At 40.8% G+C, this 15099-nt stretch carries 14 protein-coding genes; 4 read left to right on the forward strand and 10 right to left on the reverse strand.

The window, feature by feature from the left end; genetic code table 11:
- Positions 1-58 precede the first annotated feature (58 nt).
- The 4 genes from prc to AB4140_RS06680 form a co-directional block, all read right to left on the reverse strand.
- Positions 59-2167 (reverse strand): carboxy terminal-processing peptidase, encoded by a 2109-nt coding sequence (prc, locus tag AB4140_RS06665; RefSeq protein ID WP_372000297.1) that lies wholly within the window; start codon positions 2165-2167, stop codon positions 59-61.
- A 22-nt stretch (positions 2168-2189) separates the two neighbouring features.
- Entirely contained in the window at positions 2190-2819 is a 630-nt protein-coding gene (gene proQ / locus AB4140_RS06670) for an RNA chaperone ProQ (protein WP_102437829.1), read from the reverse strand.
- Between the two features lie 266 nt (positions 2820-3085).
- Positions 3086-3544, reverse strand: coding sequence for a GAF domain-containing protein (locus AB4140_RS06675; protein WP_102437831.1), 459 nt, complete (start codon positions 3542-3544; stop codon positions 3086-3088).
- Positions 3545-3568: 24 nt separating this feature from the next.
- Positions 3569-3862 carry a YebG family protein gene (locus AB4140_RS06680; protein WP_102437833.1) on the reverse strand — a complete coding sequence of 98 codons (294 nt, stop codon included), beginning with the start codon at positions 3860-3862 and terminating at the stop codon, positions 3569-3571.
- 206 nt (positions 3863-4068) lie between these two features.
- Between AB4140_RS06680 and AB4140_RS06685 the strand changes: the two genes are divergently transcribed.
- Genes AB4140_RS06685 through AB4140_RS06695 form a run of 3 tightly spaced genes read left to right on the forward strand, consistent with a single transcriptional unit; the run spans position 4069 to position 7946 of the window.
- Complete coding sequence (locus AB4140_RS06685; RefSeq protein ID WP_102437903.1) at positions 4069-4698, forward strand: paraquat-inducible protein A; 630 nt, start codon at positions 4069-4071, stop codon at positions 4696-4698.
- The gene (locus AB4140_RS06690) at positions 4688-5320 is read left to right on the forward strand and encodes a paraquat-inducible protein A (RefSeq protein WP_102437835.1); all 633 of its coding nucleotides are present in this window, start codon (positions 4688-4690) and stop codon (positions 5318-5320) included. The genes AB4140_RS06685 and AB4140_RS06690 overlap by 11 nt, the downstream gene beginning before the upstream one ends.
- Positions 5307-7946, forward strand: a complete 2640-nt coding sequence (locus AB4140_RS06695; RefSeq protein WP_372000299.1) for an MlaD family protein — start codon at positions 5307-5309, stop codon at positions 7944-7946. The genes AB4140_RS06690 and AB4140_RS06695 overlap by 14 nt, the downstream gene beginning before the upstream one ends.
- Before the next feature lie 77 nt (positions 7947-8023).
- Here the strand turns inward: AB4140_RS06695 and AB4140_RS06700 are convergent, their stop codons facing one another.
- Complete coding sequence (locus tag AB4140_RS06700; RefSeq protein ID WP_102531769.1) at positions 8024-9250, reverse strand: nucleoside recognition domain-containing protein; 1227 nt, start codon at positions 9248-9250, stop codon at positions 8024-8026.
- 154 nt (positions 9251-9404) lie between these two features.
- Here AB4140_RS06700 and rsmF point away from each other — a divergent pair, with 154 nt between their 5' ends.
- Positions 9405-10835, forward strand: a complete 1431-nt coding sequence (rsmF, locus tag AB4140_RS06705) for a 16S rRNA (cytosine(1407)-C(5))-methyltransferase RsmF (protein WP_372000301.1) — start codon at positions 9405-9407, stop codon at positions 10833-10835.
- A 299-nt stretch (positions 10836-11134) separates the two neighbouring features.
- On the opposite strand, the gene AB4140_RS06710 is transcribed toward rsmF, so the two are convergent.
- The 5 genes from AB4140_RS06710 to mltG form a co-directional block, all read right to left on the reverse strand.
- Entirely contained in the window at positions 11135-11923 is a 789-nt protein-coding gene (locus AB4140_RS06710; RefSeq protein WP_102437843.1) for a TatD family hydrolase, read from the reverse strand.
- Between the two features lie 199 nt (positions 11924-12122).
- A complete protein-coding gene (locus tag AB4140_RS06715) occupies positions 12123-12449 on the reverse strand; it encodes a PilZ domain-containing protein (RefSeq protein WP_076536275.1) in 327 nt (108 codons plus the stop codon).
- Positions 12450-12458: 9 nt separating this feature from the next.
- Entirely contained in the window at positions 12459-13421 is a 963-nt protein-coding gene (gene holB / locus AB4140_RS06720; protein ID WP_372000332.1) for a DNA polymerase III subunit delta', read from the reverse strand.
- A 41-nt stretch (positions 13422-13462) separates the two neighbouring features.
- A complete protein-coding gene (gene tmk, locus AB4140_RS06725) occupies positions 13463-14092 on the reverse strand; it encodes a dTMP kinase (protein ID WP_102437847.1) in 630 nt (209 codons plus the stop codon).
- Positions 14089-15099: an endolytic transglycosylase MltG gene (gene mltG / locus AB4140_RS06730; protein WP_372000304.1), complete on the reverse strand. Its 1011-nt coding sequence runs from the start codon at positions 15097-15099 to the stop codon at positions 14089-14091. Before mltG ends, tmk begins: the two co-directional genes overlap by 4 nt.

Here is a 15099-nt window from a genome sequence, read left to right on the forward strand (position 1 = left end):
TAAAATTCACTTAATAAAAAACGCGCTAAAAGCGCGTTTTTTTGGCACGAAATAAAGTTTACTTCACTGCGAGTTTCTTTGCATCAACCATGTCTAAAGTGATTAATGCTGTTTCTTCTAAGAAAGCATCTGGCTCAACTAACTCATCTTCAGCTTCTTCATCACTTGCTTGTGCAACTTCAGTTGCCTCAGTGTTAGTATCTGCACTGTCTTCGATTTCTTCATCGTCATCTAAAGAGGCTAATGGTTCTAAACCATTTTTAACACGGCGTTCATTGGTTCTATCAAGTAAGCGCTTATCATCATCTTCACGGGAAGCGATTCGCTCACTTTCAACTAATGAAATGGTTTTATCATCATGATGCTTCTTAAATTCAGCGATATCTTCAAAGATATAGCCAAATTCAACGTCTGCTTTAATACGTTGCTGATGCTTTTCATCAAGCTTAGTAATTAGCTCTGGCTTGATATTGCCTAAGGTGCCATATTGCGCGACAGGCACCTTGTCCCATGGCAGTGCATTCTTCTCTTCAGATTCACCATATTCACCCGGCTCTAATGCACTTGGGAACATAATATCTGGCGTCACACCTTTAAGTTGGGTACTGCCACCATTTATGCGATAAAACTTAGCAATGGTGTATTGCACGTGACCAATTGGTTTGTCGTACATGTCATAAATTCTGCCAAGGCTTTTGTGCTGCTGCACTGTACCTTTACCAAAACTAGCTTCACCAACAATTAAGGCTCTATCGTAATCTTGCAATGCCGCAGCAAAAATTTCAGACGCTGATGCACTATAACGATCAACCATGACAGTTAATGGGCCATCATATGCGCTCTTGCCATCATTATCGCGGTTTTGAGTAACTCGGCCGTTGGCATCACGAATCTGAACCACTGGGCCCATATCAATAAACAAACCGGTTAATAATGTGGCTTCTGTTAAGGCTCCGCCGCCATTGCGACGTAAATCAATGATAACGCCTTCAACGTTTTGCTCTTTTAATTTAACCAATTCTTTTTCTACATCAACTGACAAGTTCATGTAAAAACCAGGAATTTGAATCACACCGACTTTACGGTTGGCATAGTCTCCTTCTGTTGGCTCAATCACTTTTGATGTTGCTGCGCGATCTTCTAAACGAATTTTGTCGCGGATAATGGTCACTTCAAATGCTTTTGCATTGGCGCCACCTTTTTTAGGTAAAATTTGTAAGTTAACTTCACTGCCTTTTGGGCCTTTAATTAACTCTACAACATCGTCTAATCGCCAACCGATAACATCAACAATTTCACCGTCTTTTTGGCCTACGCCAATAATTTTATCTTCAGGTGATAATTTTTCACTGGTAGCAGCGGGGCCACCAGCAACTAAACTTTTAATAATAGTATAGTCATCATCCATTTGCAGTACAGCGCCAATGCCTTCAAGGCTTAAGTTCATTTCCATTTGGAAACGTTCTGCATTACGAGGAGACAAGTAACTGGTATGAGGCTCTACCGTGCGAGCAAAGGCATTCATCACACCTTGGAATACATCTTCGCTTTGTGTTTGACTTAAACGCTTGATGGCATTGTTATAGCGCTTGCCTAATACTTCGACGGTTTCTTTCCAATCTTTACCAGCAAGTTTTAGATTCAGTGCGTCATATTTAACTCGTTGACGCCATAGCTCATTGAGCTCAGCTTCATCTTTTGGCCAAGCAGCTTCTTCACGATCAAACTCGTAAGCATCGCCGGCTTCGGTAAAGTCGAATTCTTTATCAAGTAAAGTAAGCGCATAAGCAAAACGTTCATAACGACGTTTTTGCACTAAGGAGTACATATCAAAGGCGGGTTCGATATTGCCAGATTTGACCATATCGTCAAACGAATGCTGATACTGTTTAAAAGTATCAACATCAGCTTGAGTTAGAACATTGCGACGAAAATCAAGTTGTTGCAAATATCTTTCGTAAATCAACTCAGAAAAAGCATCATCAAGTTCAAAGCGATGATAGTGAGAACGAGTAAATAAATTCGTTACCCTTTTACTCGCAACCTTGTGTTGAGGCTCTTGCTCAAGTTTAGGTAACTCGTTGATTTGAATCGTTGGTGTTATTGCCCAAGCCGAAAAACCGACAAATAAAGTGGCAATCGACGCAGCCAAAGTGAGTTTTCGCATCAACAAGTTACTCCTTAAATGATCACGATAATAAAATATGCTCTGCACGAACTTTTACGATTAATCCAGTATCAAGCTGTACATGGATATCTTCTTTCTTGATGTCAGTGATAACACCAGGTACAGGGTTTTGCCCTAACTTGACACTAACACGTTGTTTTTGCTTAAGCTCGTCAAATTTAGCAGCAACATAATTAATTTTAGGCGCTGCAGGTTTTGCAGGCTTAGCTGGACGGTCTTTTTTAACCGGCGCTTTAGCTGCAGGTTTTCTTGCTGGCTTTTTAGGGGCCGCTTTAGCCGCTACAGCTTGACGCTTAGCTTTGGCTTTTTCTTGACCTTCTTTCAACGTTTGTTGAGCGTGGTCAATATGTTCTTGCTCCAATTCGCCACAATCTTGACCGTCAAGATCGATACGTTGAACACCCGCTTTAACGCCTTTCAAGTAGCGCCAGCTGCTTGTATAACGTCTAAGTGCTACACGTAATTGTGTTTTACTTACTTTAGAATCATCAGCCAACCTAGCAGCTAAATCTTGAAACAACCCAATTTTTAATGGCTTAGTTTCACCTTCTGCAATAAAGCATAAAGGAAATGTTTCATATAAATACGCTAAAACTGCGTTGGTGTCGGTCAACTTGTCTGTTGATTCCATTTTTACTTCCACGTTATAAAAGGGACTGAGTCTCAGCTTTCTTTGCGAGTACAGTCGTTTATCTTTCGTTAAACAGATCTTGCTTAACGTTCAAATTAGCACTTCTTATTCGATTGCTAAAGCAATTGAAACATGCTTTAACAAATTAACTCACTTAGCTGTAATTTTACAGTAAATAAATTTTATCCATAGCAATGCGCGCTGTTCGGTATTATAAAGCTCATGGCAGCGATTGCGACCCGCAATTTGCTATATTTGGTCGCTAATTAAGCAAATAGGCAAGATTCAAAGCTTTTTACTAGCATTTCTAAGCCTTTTCTATCGTCTGTATCAAAACGATTCAATGATGGGCTATCAATATCTAATACCGCAACTACGTCATTGCCTTGGCGAACAGGGACTACAATTTCAGAATTACTGGCAGCATCACAGGCAATATGTCCTGCAAATTGATGCACATCTGCCACTAATTGTGTTTCATCATTTGCCGCTGCTGTGCCGCATACACCTTTACCGATCACAATACGTGTACAAGCAACTTTTCCTTGAAACGGACCAAGAACGAGTTGTTCTTCACGCTTAATATAGAAGCCAACCCAATTTATATCATCTAAGTTGTCATTTAATAACGCTGAAAAGTTTGCCATTCCTGCAATAAGGTCGTCTTCACCGGTCATTAATGCCAGTACTTGGCGGTTTAATGTGTCATAAAACTCAGCTTTCATTTTCCATCCTAAGTGAGGTTTTTATTATTCTGCAGCCGCTTTTTTAGTGGCTTTTTTGTTTGCTGTTTTGGGTGTAGCCGCTTTAGGCTTTACGATCCCTTTTAATAAATTTGCAAGTTCATCCTTGTTAGATGCAAGATAAAAAGCAAGTTTTTCGACACTATTTTCCTCTATTTCCAGCTCAGCGCCAGAAATAAAAGGCACTAAGTTATCCGCAATGTCGAGCATTTTGTCGTAGGCGTCAGCTTCTTTCTTAGATGTAAACGTCATCTTCTCAACCCCTTCTCTTACCACGACAAACTTTGTTATTACAGCCATGATTAACCTCTTACTGTTTTTATATACAGTGCATAGAGTGTCATAGAACTAACTTCTGATGCAAGTATTCTGATTATTCTGGTATTATTAGGTTTTATTGTAACTTGATAAATAATATTTCCACTGTGTTTTTAATCAAAACAAAGCGTTTTTTATTATTTTATTGCTCATTAATATTTCACTACATGGACGGTTTTCCTTTATCTATGCCGAAAAGTCTTGACCCGAACACCATTATATTATGCCGCTCCTGTGACTTAGCCGTTCAAAAGCGCGCCTTACCGTCTAATGTTCGCGCGTTATGCCCTCGCTGTCATACTGCACTTTATGACGTTCCTTACTGCTCAATCAATGGCATGCTTGCCTTGTGTATCGCGGCATTATTATTTTATATTCCGGCTAACTTTTTACCCATCATAGAAATCAACTTTTTAGGCAGTGTGCGAACAACAACAGTTTTTGAAACGGCTGTGACGGTGTGGCTGCAAGGTTATTGGATAGTTGGCATCGCTGTGATGGCGGCAGCGGTCATTGCCCCGGGATTATTAATTTTATCGATTTTATTACAAGTCACCATAGTTAAACTTAAATTGCACTCCTGTTTTTGGCAAAAGACATATCGCGCACTGCTTAAAAACCATGCGACCTTATCGCAACTTACTATGCTTGAAATTTACGTCATTTCATTTTTAGTAGCTGCGTTTAACTTGTCTGACTTCTCAGATATTTATTTAGGCATGGGCACCTTCTGTTTTTGTATGCTGTTTTTAGTTATCTTATTTTTACAACGGGAATATAATTTAGAACATATGTGGGGAATGGCTTATGAGCGCTAACACTCCTGCGCGGCAAGGAATACAAATCGGTTTTTGTTTATGCACTGTTTGTCGAAAAATCAATAACATCAGTCGTGACCGTTGTAGTCGCTGTGATTCTAAAATCCAAACACGTAATCATGCCAGTTTACAGCAAAGTTGGGCGTTATTGATTACCGCAGCCATTTTGCTGATCCCAGCTAATATCTACCCAATCACTGTGCTCACCAATCAGGGCAAAGTCACCTATGACACCATATTTACTGGTATTGTGCATTTGGTTCACTCTGACATGATCCCTATTGCCATTATTGTCTTTACTGCCAGTATATTGGTGCCTTGGCTAAAAATTATAGGCTTAGCGATTTACTTAATCGCTATTAGCTTTAATCTGCCAGTTTCTAAAAAGAAACTCATGATAGGCTTTCATATTATTGAATGGATTGGCAGATGGTCGATGCTGGATTTATTTGTTATTGCGTTAACTGTCGCCGTCGTTAATATGGGGCAATTACTTGATGCTAAACCCGCACCTGCAGCAACCGCATTTGCGTTAGTCATTTTACTGACTCAGTTAGCAGCAAAGGTATTAGATACTCGTTTACTTTGGGATCGCTTGGAAAAAAACAATGACACAAATTGAATCACCAAAAGTTGTTAAAAAGAAATTATTCTCGCCGATTTGGTTATTACCGATTGTTGCCTTGGCCCTTGGCGCTTGGCTTGGTGTAAAAAGCATCAAAGAATCAGGTATCGAGATTATTGTGCACTTCCCTAATGCCGTTGGTATCGATATCGGTAAAACCTTAGTCAAATACCAAGGTTTGACCGTTGGTAAGGTGACAGATATCAGTATCGACAATGAATTGTCTGGCGTTAATGTCAAAATTATTATGGATTATCGCTCTGAACCATTTCTCAATAAAAATTCCAAGTTCTGGTTGGTCACGCCTAAAGCCAGTATCACTGGTATTGAAGGTTTAGATACCTTGTTTTCAGGCAATTATATTGCCGTTCAACCCGGTGATGGCAGCTCAGCATCTGAATTTGTCGCCTTAAAAGATGCGCCAACTATGCTTCCTGATACTAATGGGGTGCTTATTACGCTGACCACCTCAAAATTAGGCTCACTGGATATCGGCTCAATGGTGTTTTACCGTCAAATACCTGTAGGGAAAGTTGTAAACTATCGCTTAATTGACAGCGATACCATTAATATCAGCACGTTTATCGAGCAACAGTACGCCCATTTAGTGACACAAGAGTCCCAGTTCTGGAACGTGTCAGGTCTAAAAATTGATGCGTCTATGTCGGGCATTAAAGTCAATACCGAAAGCTTGGCATCGCTGCTCGCTGGCGGAATTAGTTTTAATTCAGTCGCTAATTCTGCCGCGGCGCAAAATGGTGACAACTTTGTGCTTTACCCTGATGAAGAAAGTGCTGTCAAAGGCATCGAATTCACTCTGCTAGCCGATAATGCTGATGAGATTAATCAAGGCTCAACGTTAGTTTATCGCGGCATTGATGTGGGTAAGATTCATCAAACCCAACTAACTGAAAACGGCGTGAAGTTTTTAGCTAAGTTTGATAGTCAATACCAACACTTATTAAACGCAGATACCCAATTTTGGATTGCAGGTGCTGATATTTCTTTAGAGGGCGTTAAGCACGCTGCAAGGTTGATCACTGGTAGTGTAGTCAATGTACTACCTGGAGTGAGCGACAACGCGCTGCCACAAGAGTATCAATTACAATCTCAAGCACCGGACCTTATGCAAGCTAGCCAGTTGACCATCAAATTAACGTCTGATGAACACAGTGGTTTAAGCGCTGGGGCTGAGGTGCGTTACAAACAAATGCCTATTGGTGAGATTAGCCAAGTAAAATTATCTGATGACTTTAGCCGTGTTGAATACTCAGTGGACATTCAGCCTGAATATTCATCATTACTCACTGTGGACAGTTATTTTGTGTCTGAATCGGCGCTTGCCATAGATGCCTCCTTAGATGGCGTAAAGGTCAAAACCCGAGATATTAATACCCTGCTTGCTGGCGCTGTATCTTTGGTGCCAGGTAAAGCTAAGGCTGTAGTTAAACCTCAAGCAAAATTTTCGTTATATCAATCTGCTGATCAAGCCTTAACGGCCTTGAATAAATCATCAATGAGTACCTTGGCGCTAGACAGTATTGATGGCGCAGGTTTAGCTCATGGCTCACCGGTTTATTACAAAAAAATGCGTATTGGCTCTGTCTCAGAAGTAAATTGGAACAGTCAAACTGATAAGTTTTCAATCACGGTGGCCATTCAAAAAAGGTTTACTAACTTGGTTCGAAGTAACAGCGTATTTTGGCGAAATGATGCCGCCAGTATCAATGCAAGTTTATCTGGCATTGATGTTGATATCGCTCCATTAGAAGGCGCCTTAAAAGGCAGTATTAGCCTAGGTTTGTTGCCAGAAAACCAACAAGGCAATCAAACTCGTTTATATGATTCTAAAGAGCTGGCCCTAAAACAGGCCAAAGCCATAACACTATCACTACCAGCTGATGCCAAAGTAGCTGCAAAAGCAGCGATTCGTTATCAAGGCCATCAAGTGGGTGTGATCCAACAGGTTAAACTCAATCAAGACTTAGCCAACTTAACCGTGAGTGCTTATCTTTATGGTGAATACGCACAACATTTCACCAAAGAAGACAGTGAATTTTTTGTCGTCGATGCACAAATTTCATTAGTGGGTATTAAAGCGCCAGAAACCTTGATAACCGGCCCTTACATTGGCGTGTTACCTGGCACGTCAGAACGACAAGCAACACAGTTTGATGGTCTCCTAGCTGCGCATTACGATGCGGATATCGATGAAGATGCATTAAAAGTGACCCTAGTTGATAGTCAGCTTGGTTCGATAAAAATTGGCACCCCAATTTTCTTCAGAGGTATTGCTATTGGGCAAGTGGATGGTTACTCATTATCTTACAATGGCAACCAAGTATTAATGTATTCACACATTGAAAAACAATATGCCCACTTAGTGAATCAAACAAGTCAGTTTTGGGATGCATCAGGTATAAAACTTGAAGTGGGTATTTTCTCTGGCGCTCAAATTGAAACAGGCTCTCTTGAAACGCTGCTTTCAGGTGGCATTTCAGTCGTGACCGAGGAAGTAACGGATAAAACGAATCAATTAGCTCTCGATGAAAGATTTACCCTGCATAACAAAATGAAAGCCGAATGGCGTAAATGGAAACCTGAACAAGTGAAGCCTTTATAACCTTTCTGCGCGTAGATAACATCCAATAAAAATCGGCATTTGCCGATTTTTTATTGCTCGTTTAATAGCTGTTGTGCTTAGCCATAAAACCAATAACAAACGGCGATGGCTGCCATTATTCCGCCGACGTCTGCCGCTAAGCCACAGCCCAATGCATGGCGGCTATTTCGAATACCGACAGAGCCAAAGTACACCGCAAGTACATAAAAGGTGGTTTCTGTGCTTCCTTGAAAAATCGCCGATAAACGACCCGCAAAAGAGTCTACCCCATGATGCTCCATCGTTTCTAACATCATCGCCCTTGCCCCAGAACCACTAAATGGTTTCATTAACGCCGTAGGCATGGCATCGACAAAACGGCTGTCAAACCCCAACAAGCTCACTAGGCCTGCTATGCCTTGAAGGGCAAAGTCAAGGGCGCCCGATGAGCGCAATAATCCAATGGCGAGTATCATTGCCAACAAATATGGAATTAACATTATTGCTTGGGAAAAACCGCTTTTGGCCCCTTCGACAAACTCATCATAAATGGCGACTTTGCGGTAACCAGCAATCAGGATAAAACTCATAATTAAGGCTAATAATATGCCATTACCTAATACAGTCGATAATGTTCCAATGGCTTCAGCAGATAGGGTTAATAAATAAAACACACCCGCAATTAATATACTAAACAAAGTTGCGCCATAAGCCAGCACCACACTATTGATTAAAGAAATACGCTGAACAATTGCCACGACAGATAAACCCACTAAGGTTGATGCCACTGTGGTTAATAGAATAGGTAAAAACACATCTGCAGGATTGACTGCACCTTGCTGAGCTCGATACAAAAATACCGTCACTGGCACTAAAGTGACTGAGGAAGTATTGAGCACTAAAAACAAGATCTGCGCATTGGTCGCCACGTCTTTATTTGGGTTTAGGCTTTGTAAGTCTTGCATCGCTTTAAGACCAAGCGGCGTAGCTGCATTGTCTAGGCCTAACATGTTTGCGGTGAGATTCATGGTGATACTGCCGTAAGCTTTATGCCCCCTTGGCACCTCTGGCATTAACTTTGATAATAACGGCTCAAATAGTTTAGCAAATACCGTAACCACACCGGCTTTCTCACCCACTTGCATCAGCCCCATCCATAGCGCTAATACACCAATTAAGCCAATGGATATTTCAGCAGCTAACTTAGCGCTACTAAAAATAGCTTTAACCGACTCCCCTAATACCTCAACATGGCCATTAAACAATTGCACGATTATGGCGATTGCTGCCGTTAAGAAAAAAAACAACCAAACTCTATTTAGCACTGAATACTCCGTTATTTTTCACAGCTGTAGTTTTCAACATCAGCTGTTAGCGAATGTGTTGGTTGCGCTTTCTTTAACAGGGTGAGCGACACCGTGAAAATGCATGATATAATCTATCGCATTATTACACAGTTGTTTTATCGATATTTTTACTATGGCTCAAATAAATCCGCAATACTTAACCCATATTGCTACAGAACTCCCCGCACATCTTAATATGGACGACTTTATTGCTGCCTGTAATCGTCCTTTACGTAAATCAATCAGAGTAAATACTTTAAAGATTTCCGTGGCGCAATTTACCCAAATAATGACTGATAATGGCTGGCAGTTTGAAGCTATCCCTTGGTGCGCTGAAGGTTTTTGGGTTTCAGTCAGCGATGATGTGCAACTTGGTAATATGATTGAGCATATTCAAGGCTTATTTTATATCCAAGAAGCCAGTTCGATGTTGCCACCTGTTGCGCTGCTACAAAATGATAACCACAGTAAACTGATCCTCGATGTCGCCTCAGCGCCTGGCTCAAAAACGACTCAGTTAGCCGCCTTAATGGATAATCAAGGCTTATTAATTGCTAATGAGTACTCTGCCAGTCGCGTTAAAATTTTGCACGCCAACGTGCTTAGAATGGGCGTAAAGCAATGTGCCCTCACCCATTTTGATGGAAAAGTCTTTGGGGAGTATTTATTTGAAAAGTTTGATGCTGTGTTGCTCGATGCACCATGCGGTGGCGAAGGTACGGTTAGAAAAGACGTTAATGCGCTTAAAAACTGGCAATTAGATGATGTTGTTGATATTGCCGAGACTCAAAAACAGCTGATCCAATCCGCCTTTTTAGCCTTAAAGCCCGGTGGCACATTGGTTTATTCCACTTGCACCTTAAGTCAGCTTGAAAATCAGCAAATTTGTCAATTTTTAAAACAAACCTATGCCGATGCGGTTGAATTTATTCCTCTAACTGATTTATTCCCTGGCGCAAAACAAGCCTGTACCCAAGAAGGTTTTTTACACGTTTGGCCACAAATTTATGATAGCGAAGGTTTCTTCGTCGCTAAAATTGCTAAAACCGCATCTGTTGAACGAATTAAAAAGCAGCCTAAGCCTCAGCGTAACTTCCCGTTTTCTGTTGCGAATGCCAAACAAGTATCCGCCATTGAACAATACTTTAGCACCACCTTTAATCTCACTTTACCTGCAGATCATACGGTGATGATCCGTGATGATGAGTATTGGTTATTTCCAGCTGAATTTAACGATTTCACCGGTTTAATGCGTTATCAACGCATTGGGGTCAAATTGGCCGATGTGATGAAAAAAGGCTTTAAGGTGAAACATGAAGCCATTATCTGCCTTAGGCGCTATATCAGCTCAGACGATAAAATTATCGAACTTGATGCTCAACAAGCGAAAGACTTTTTAATGGGCCGTGATATCGCCACTGATAGCTTTAGCGATTTAGACTTAACCCCAAAGGGCGAAATGATTGTCACTCATCACCACAGTCCATTAGGGGTGGTAAAGCATTTAGGCCATAGATTGAAAAATAATTTACCAAGAGAATTGGTAAAAGATAAAATAGAGTAGATACACTTTATTGCCGATAATTCAGCGACTTTTATCGTTTAACAATTATCAGTAGGCGCTAGTTGTTAAGCTATTGCGGCATAAAACACTGACCGGTTGCGCGATTTTTAGGCAAAGTATGATTAACGGGTCTATACTGAGAAGTAAGATTTTTAGTGAAATTGGTTTTCGACAGTAGCGCAAGGCTCTTTTCTAAAAGAGCCGTTCCCCTAGACCCAGAACAATTGGATAGTTTTGGGTCTCTTTTTGCCTAAAATTCAGCCTAAACTTAATATCAAAATTTACCACAAAAGCGTAAGTTAACGCTTGGCTAATATTGCAGCCTCTTTGAACAAGTTAAAAAAGTTCTCCGTGGTATATTCGGCTAAATCGATATATTTCTCACCCCGTAACTCGGCAACAAACTCAGCAACATCTCGCACAAAAGCTGGTTGGTTTTCTTGCCCTCTGTGCGGTACTGGCGCTAAATACGGTGAGTCAGTTTCAACCAGTAGCCTGTCTTTAGGTACTTTACGGATCACGCTACGAAGTTCACCGGCATTTTTAAAAGTGACAATACCTGACACCGAGATATAAAAACCTAAATCAATCGCTGCTTTGGCCATTTCCCAGTTTTCTGTAAAACAATGCAATACCCCACCCACTTTGTCTGCGTAGCCAGCTTTTAACATGTTAATAGTATCTTCGCGGGCATCACGAGTGTGAACAATCAGCGGCTTATTCACCTCTACGGCTAAGGCTATTTGTTGTTCAAAGCATTGTTGCTGCAATACTTTCGTTTCAGGGGCATAAAAATAATCAAGGCCGGTTTCACCAATTGCCACGACTTTTTTATCAGTGGCAAATTGCTTAATTTCACTGACATTGAGACCGTCTTTAACGTCAAGTGGATGCACCCCTGATGATAAGAATATATTATCAAAGTCGGCCATTTTATCGCGCATGGCTTCAAAACCTTGCTGGCGAACATTAACACAAAGAAGATATTCAACCCCGCGAGATTTTGCAGCATCTACAATAGCGTGCAAACTAGCTTGATCTGGCGCGGATTTTAAGCGGTCTAGATGACAGTGAGAGTCGATTAACATGATGATTCTTTAAAGGCTTAAACAAGCCAGCAAGAATACCTAGGGGAGGATTATCTTTCAAGCTGATTTTCATATCAGCAGTTACCACAGTTTAATCAAAGGTTAGATTTGGTTTTGACATTTTTTGTTTAACTTAATTGTATTAGCCAAATAAAACCTATGATAGAGGAAGAACCTTTACAGTACCCTTGTTTAACTATTACATGGTACAAGTCATGTCACTTGAAGATAACTGAGTAGAAAGCAGCTTTTCAATATGATGTTTATGACTTTCAGGATCGGTTTTTATTTTTACGCCAATACCCGCAGGTCGGCCGCCTGATGCACCAAGTGGATTAATCCACACCACCACACCTTGAAAATCAGCCATTTGTGAAGTACCTGGCAACTTATAAGCTATGGATAACTCCTGACCTAGAAAGTGGCTTTCTGTGGTCGAAATAAACAAACCCGCAGGTTTAATGAATGGCATATATGCTCTGTACAACTGGTGCAGAGTATCAAAATTTACAACAAGATCGGTCATAGTGTAATTCTATTGTCTGTAATGAATAAGTTGTCTAAATTCAAGAATGTAGTCTTGACATAATGCAGGCGCGTTTATACTCGCCATCGTCGCTAATTTTTGGCACATTTGCGCGACTTTCGATGAGAAACCAATGATGTTACTCGCAGCTAATGCGTCGAGCTCTTTACTTTTTAACACATATTGCCTTAAGTACAAATATAAAACATTAAGTGCATCAATAATTTGTTGCTCTGATAACTTAATTAAACTGCCAGTCAAATGTCCTGATTTAATACTGTTTGCCCAATCGACTCGATATTGCAGTAGTTGTTGGTAATGTTGATTACCTAGGCTTTCAGCTAATTTCAACGGCCCACCAATCATACTTAAACACCAAGTCACATCATGGGCTTTCTCGCCATAAGGAGGTTGTGGTAATAATTGATGGGAAGACAGCCAAGCTAATACTTGGCGTCTATCAGGGGCATTAAAGGCCACATTCTGGCAGCGACTTTTAATGGTTGCTAACAATCTTGAAGGCACGTCTGTTTGTAAAATAATTAAAATATTATTACCCGGCTCTTCTAAGGTTTTTAATAACGCATTGGCTGACGCTAAATTAAATTGCTCGCAGTTTTGAATAATGGCGACACGTTGACCGCCTTGCTGGGCTGTGACCGTTAATTTTTGACATAAGTCGCGAATTTGATCGACCTTGATTTGATTGCCATCAGCTTTAATCACATGACAATCAGGGTGTGTTTCCGCTTTAAATAACAGACAGCTTTTACATTGACCGCATGCCCCAACAGGGGTTAAGTTTTGGCACATGGCGGCATGGGCCATTTCATGAGCAAATAAATACCCTCCTAGACCGGTATCTATGGTTAACAGTTGTGCGTGAGCACTATGCCCGTTTGCTAACTCATTTAAGAATCGCTGAAACGGTTCATCTAACCAGGGCAACTGATTTAATCCAAAAGCTTGCATCAATGACTCACTTTACGCTGTTTTAATCAAGGTCATTACCATTACACAAGATTCGCTGCTAATGCGACTCGGATCTGTTCATGGACTTGATCAATGGGTTTACTAGCATCAATAACTAAAATTGAGCTATCTTCAGCAGCAAACGCTAAAAAGGTTTCTCGAGCACGAATAAAGAAATCCAATTCTTGTTGCTCGATGCGATCTAACTCACCACGTTTGGCTGCGCGGGCTAAGCCTAATTGCGGTTCAATATCTAAATAAAGGGTTAAATCGGGCTTGAAGCCCTGTAAACAAGCATCACTAATGGATTTTACTAATGGCATTAATCCTCTACCGCCGCCTTGGTAAGCTAACGACGAGAGGTTATGTCTATCGCCTAATACCCAAGTTCCGTTGGCTAAAGCGGGCTTAATGACATTTGAAATTAACTGAGTACGGGCTGCGTAAAACAGTAAACATTCAGCCTCATCACACAGTGGATCACTATCATCAGCAATTTTGACTAAATCTCTAATTTTTTCTGCTAATGGCGTACCGCCTGGCTCACGGGTGCATATTGGCGCTTGATGACAATGGTCTGTAATAATTTGCTTTACTAATTCAACTGCGCTGGACTTACCCGCGCCTTCTAATCCTTCAATTGTAATGAATTTAGCGTTGTTTTTACTCATTTGCTATTTCTCTGATATTCGTTAACTGCACGGTTATGTTGTGCAAGTGTCTTTGAAAAAACATGGCTGCCATCATTTCTTGAGACAAAGTATAAATAATCGACTTCAGCAGGTTTTGCTGCTGCAAACAAAGCAGCTTTACTTGGCGCTGCAATCGGTGTTGGCGGTAAACCATTTATACGATAAGTATTAAATGCCGTGTGTTCTCGTAAATCACTGCGAGTGATATTACCTTGGTAGCGATCGCCCATGCCATAAATAACGGTCGGATCTGTTTGAAGACGCATGCCTAATTTTAAGCGATTATTAAATACTGCAGCGACCCAATCGCGCTCTTCTGGCTTGCCTGTTTCTTTTTCGATGATTGAAGCAATGATCAATAACTCATAGGGTGTTTTTAGTTTAAGATCTTTATCGCGCTGTTGCCACGCAGCCTCTAAAGTGGTTTGCATTAATGTATAACTGCGTTGCAGCACCGACTCTAAACTATCGCCTGCATGATATTGATAGGTCTCAGGGAAAAACTTACCTTCTGGTAAATTTGAATCGTCACCATTTTTCAATAACACTCGATTGAACACTTGCTCATCAAAAGTTAGATGCGGTGATGTGGCCAACACTTGTTGCCATTCCTTAATGGTCTTGCCTTCGATTAACGTTACTGAAAAGCTGATTTGGTCACCCGAATTAATCTTATTCAGTAAAGAGGCCAAGCTGTCACCCGGCTCAATTTGATATAAGCCTGTTTTGATATGGGCATATTCAGGTTTAAGCTTAACCAGATATTTTAATTTCCAGCTATCTGTTAGCCATTGTTTGTGCTCTAAATCTTTAGCAAGCTTGGTGACATTCATGCCCTGTGAAATAGTTAACTCAACAGGCGCATCGACGGTGAGAGTCTGATTGGGATAAGCAATTATCTGTTGATATCCCCAGTAACCGACAATGCAAGCCACTGTGGTTAGGGTCATCAAAAATGCGAGTAAAACGGTCAGTATTTTTTTCAT

The organism is Shewanella sp. 10N.286.51.B2 (assembly GCF_041469265.1).
Taxonomy (GTDB): Bacteria; Pseudomonadota; Gammaproteobacteria; order Enterobacterales; family Shewanellaceae; genus Shewanella.

Bases quoted from the DNA above. Each gene is read 5' to 3' on its own strand.
- AB4140_RS06685 (WP_102437903.1), top strand. From the start codon at position 4,069: ATGCCGAAAAGTCTTGACCCGAACACCATTATATTATGCCGCTCCTGT.
- AB4140_RS06710 (WP_102437843.1), bottom strand. From the start codon at position 11,923: ATGTTAATCGACTCTCACTGTCATCTAGACCGCTTAAAATCCGCGCCA.
- mltG (WP_372000304.1), bottom strand. From the start codon at position 15,099: ATGAAAAAAATACTGACCGTTTTACTCGCATTTTTGATGACCCTAACC.
- AB4140_RS06675 (WP_102437831.1), bottom strand. From the start codon at position 3,544: ATGAAAGCTGAGTTTTATGACACATTAAACCGCCAAGTACTGGCATTA.
- tmk (WP_102437847.1), bottom strand. From the start codon at position 14,092: ATGAGTAAAAACAACGCTAAATTCATTACAATTGAAGGATTAGAAGGC.
- AB4140_RS06690 (WP_102437835.1), top strand. From the start codon at position 4,688: ATGAGCGCTAACACTCCTGCGCGGCAAGGAATACAAATCGGTTTTTGT.
- AB4140_RS06695 (WP_372000299.1), top strand. From the start codon at position 5,307: ATGACACAAATTGAATCACCAAAAGTTGTTAAAAAGAAATTATTCTCG.
- prc (WP_372000297.1), bottom strand. From the start codon at position 2,167: ATGCGAAAACTCACTTTGGCTGCGTCGATTGCCACTTTATTTGTCGGT.
- holB (WP_372000332.1), bottom strand. From the start codon at position 13,421: ATGCAAGCTTTTGGATTAAATCAGTTGCCCTGGTTAGATGAACCGTTT.
- rsmF (WP_372000301.1), top strand. From the start codon at position 9,405: ATGGCTCAAATAAATCCGCAATACTTAACCCATATTGCTACAGAACTC.
- AB4140_RS06715 (WP_076536275.1), bottom strand. From the start codon at position 12,449: ATGACCGATCTTGTTGTAAATTTTGATACTCTGCACCAGTTGTACAGA.
- AB4140_RS06680 (WP_102437833.1), bottom strand. From the start codon at position 3,862: ATGGCTGTAATAACAAAGTTTGTCGTGGTAAGAGAAGGGGTTGAGAAG.
- proQ (WP_102437829.1), bottom strand. From the start codon at position 2,819: ATGGAATCAACAGACAAGTTGACCGACACCAACGCAGTTTTAGCGTAT.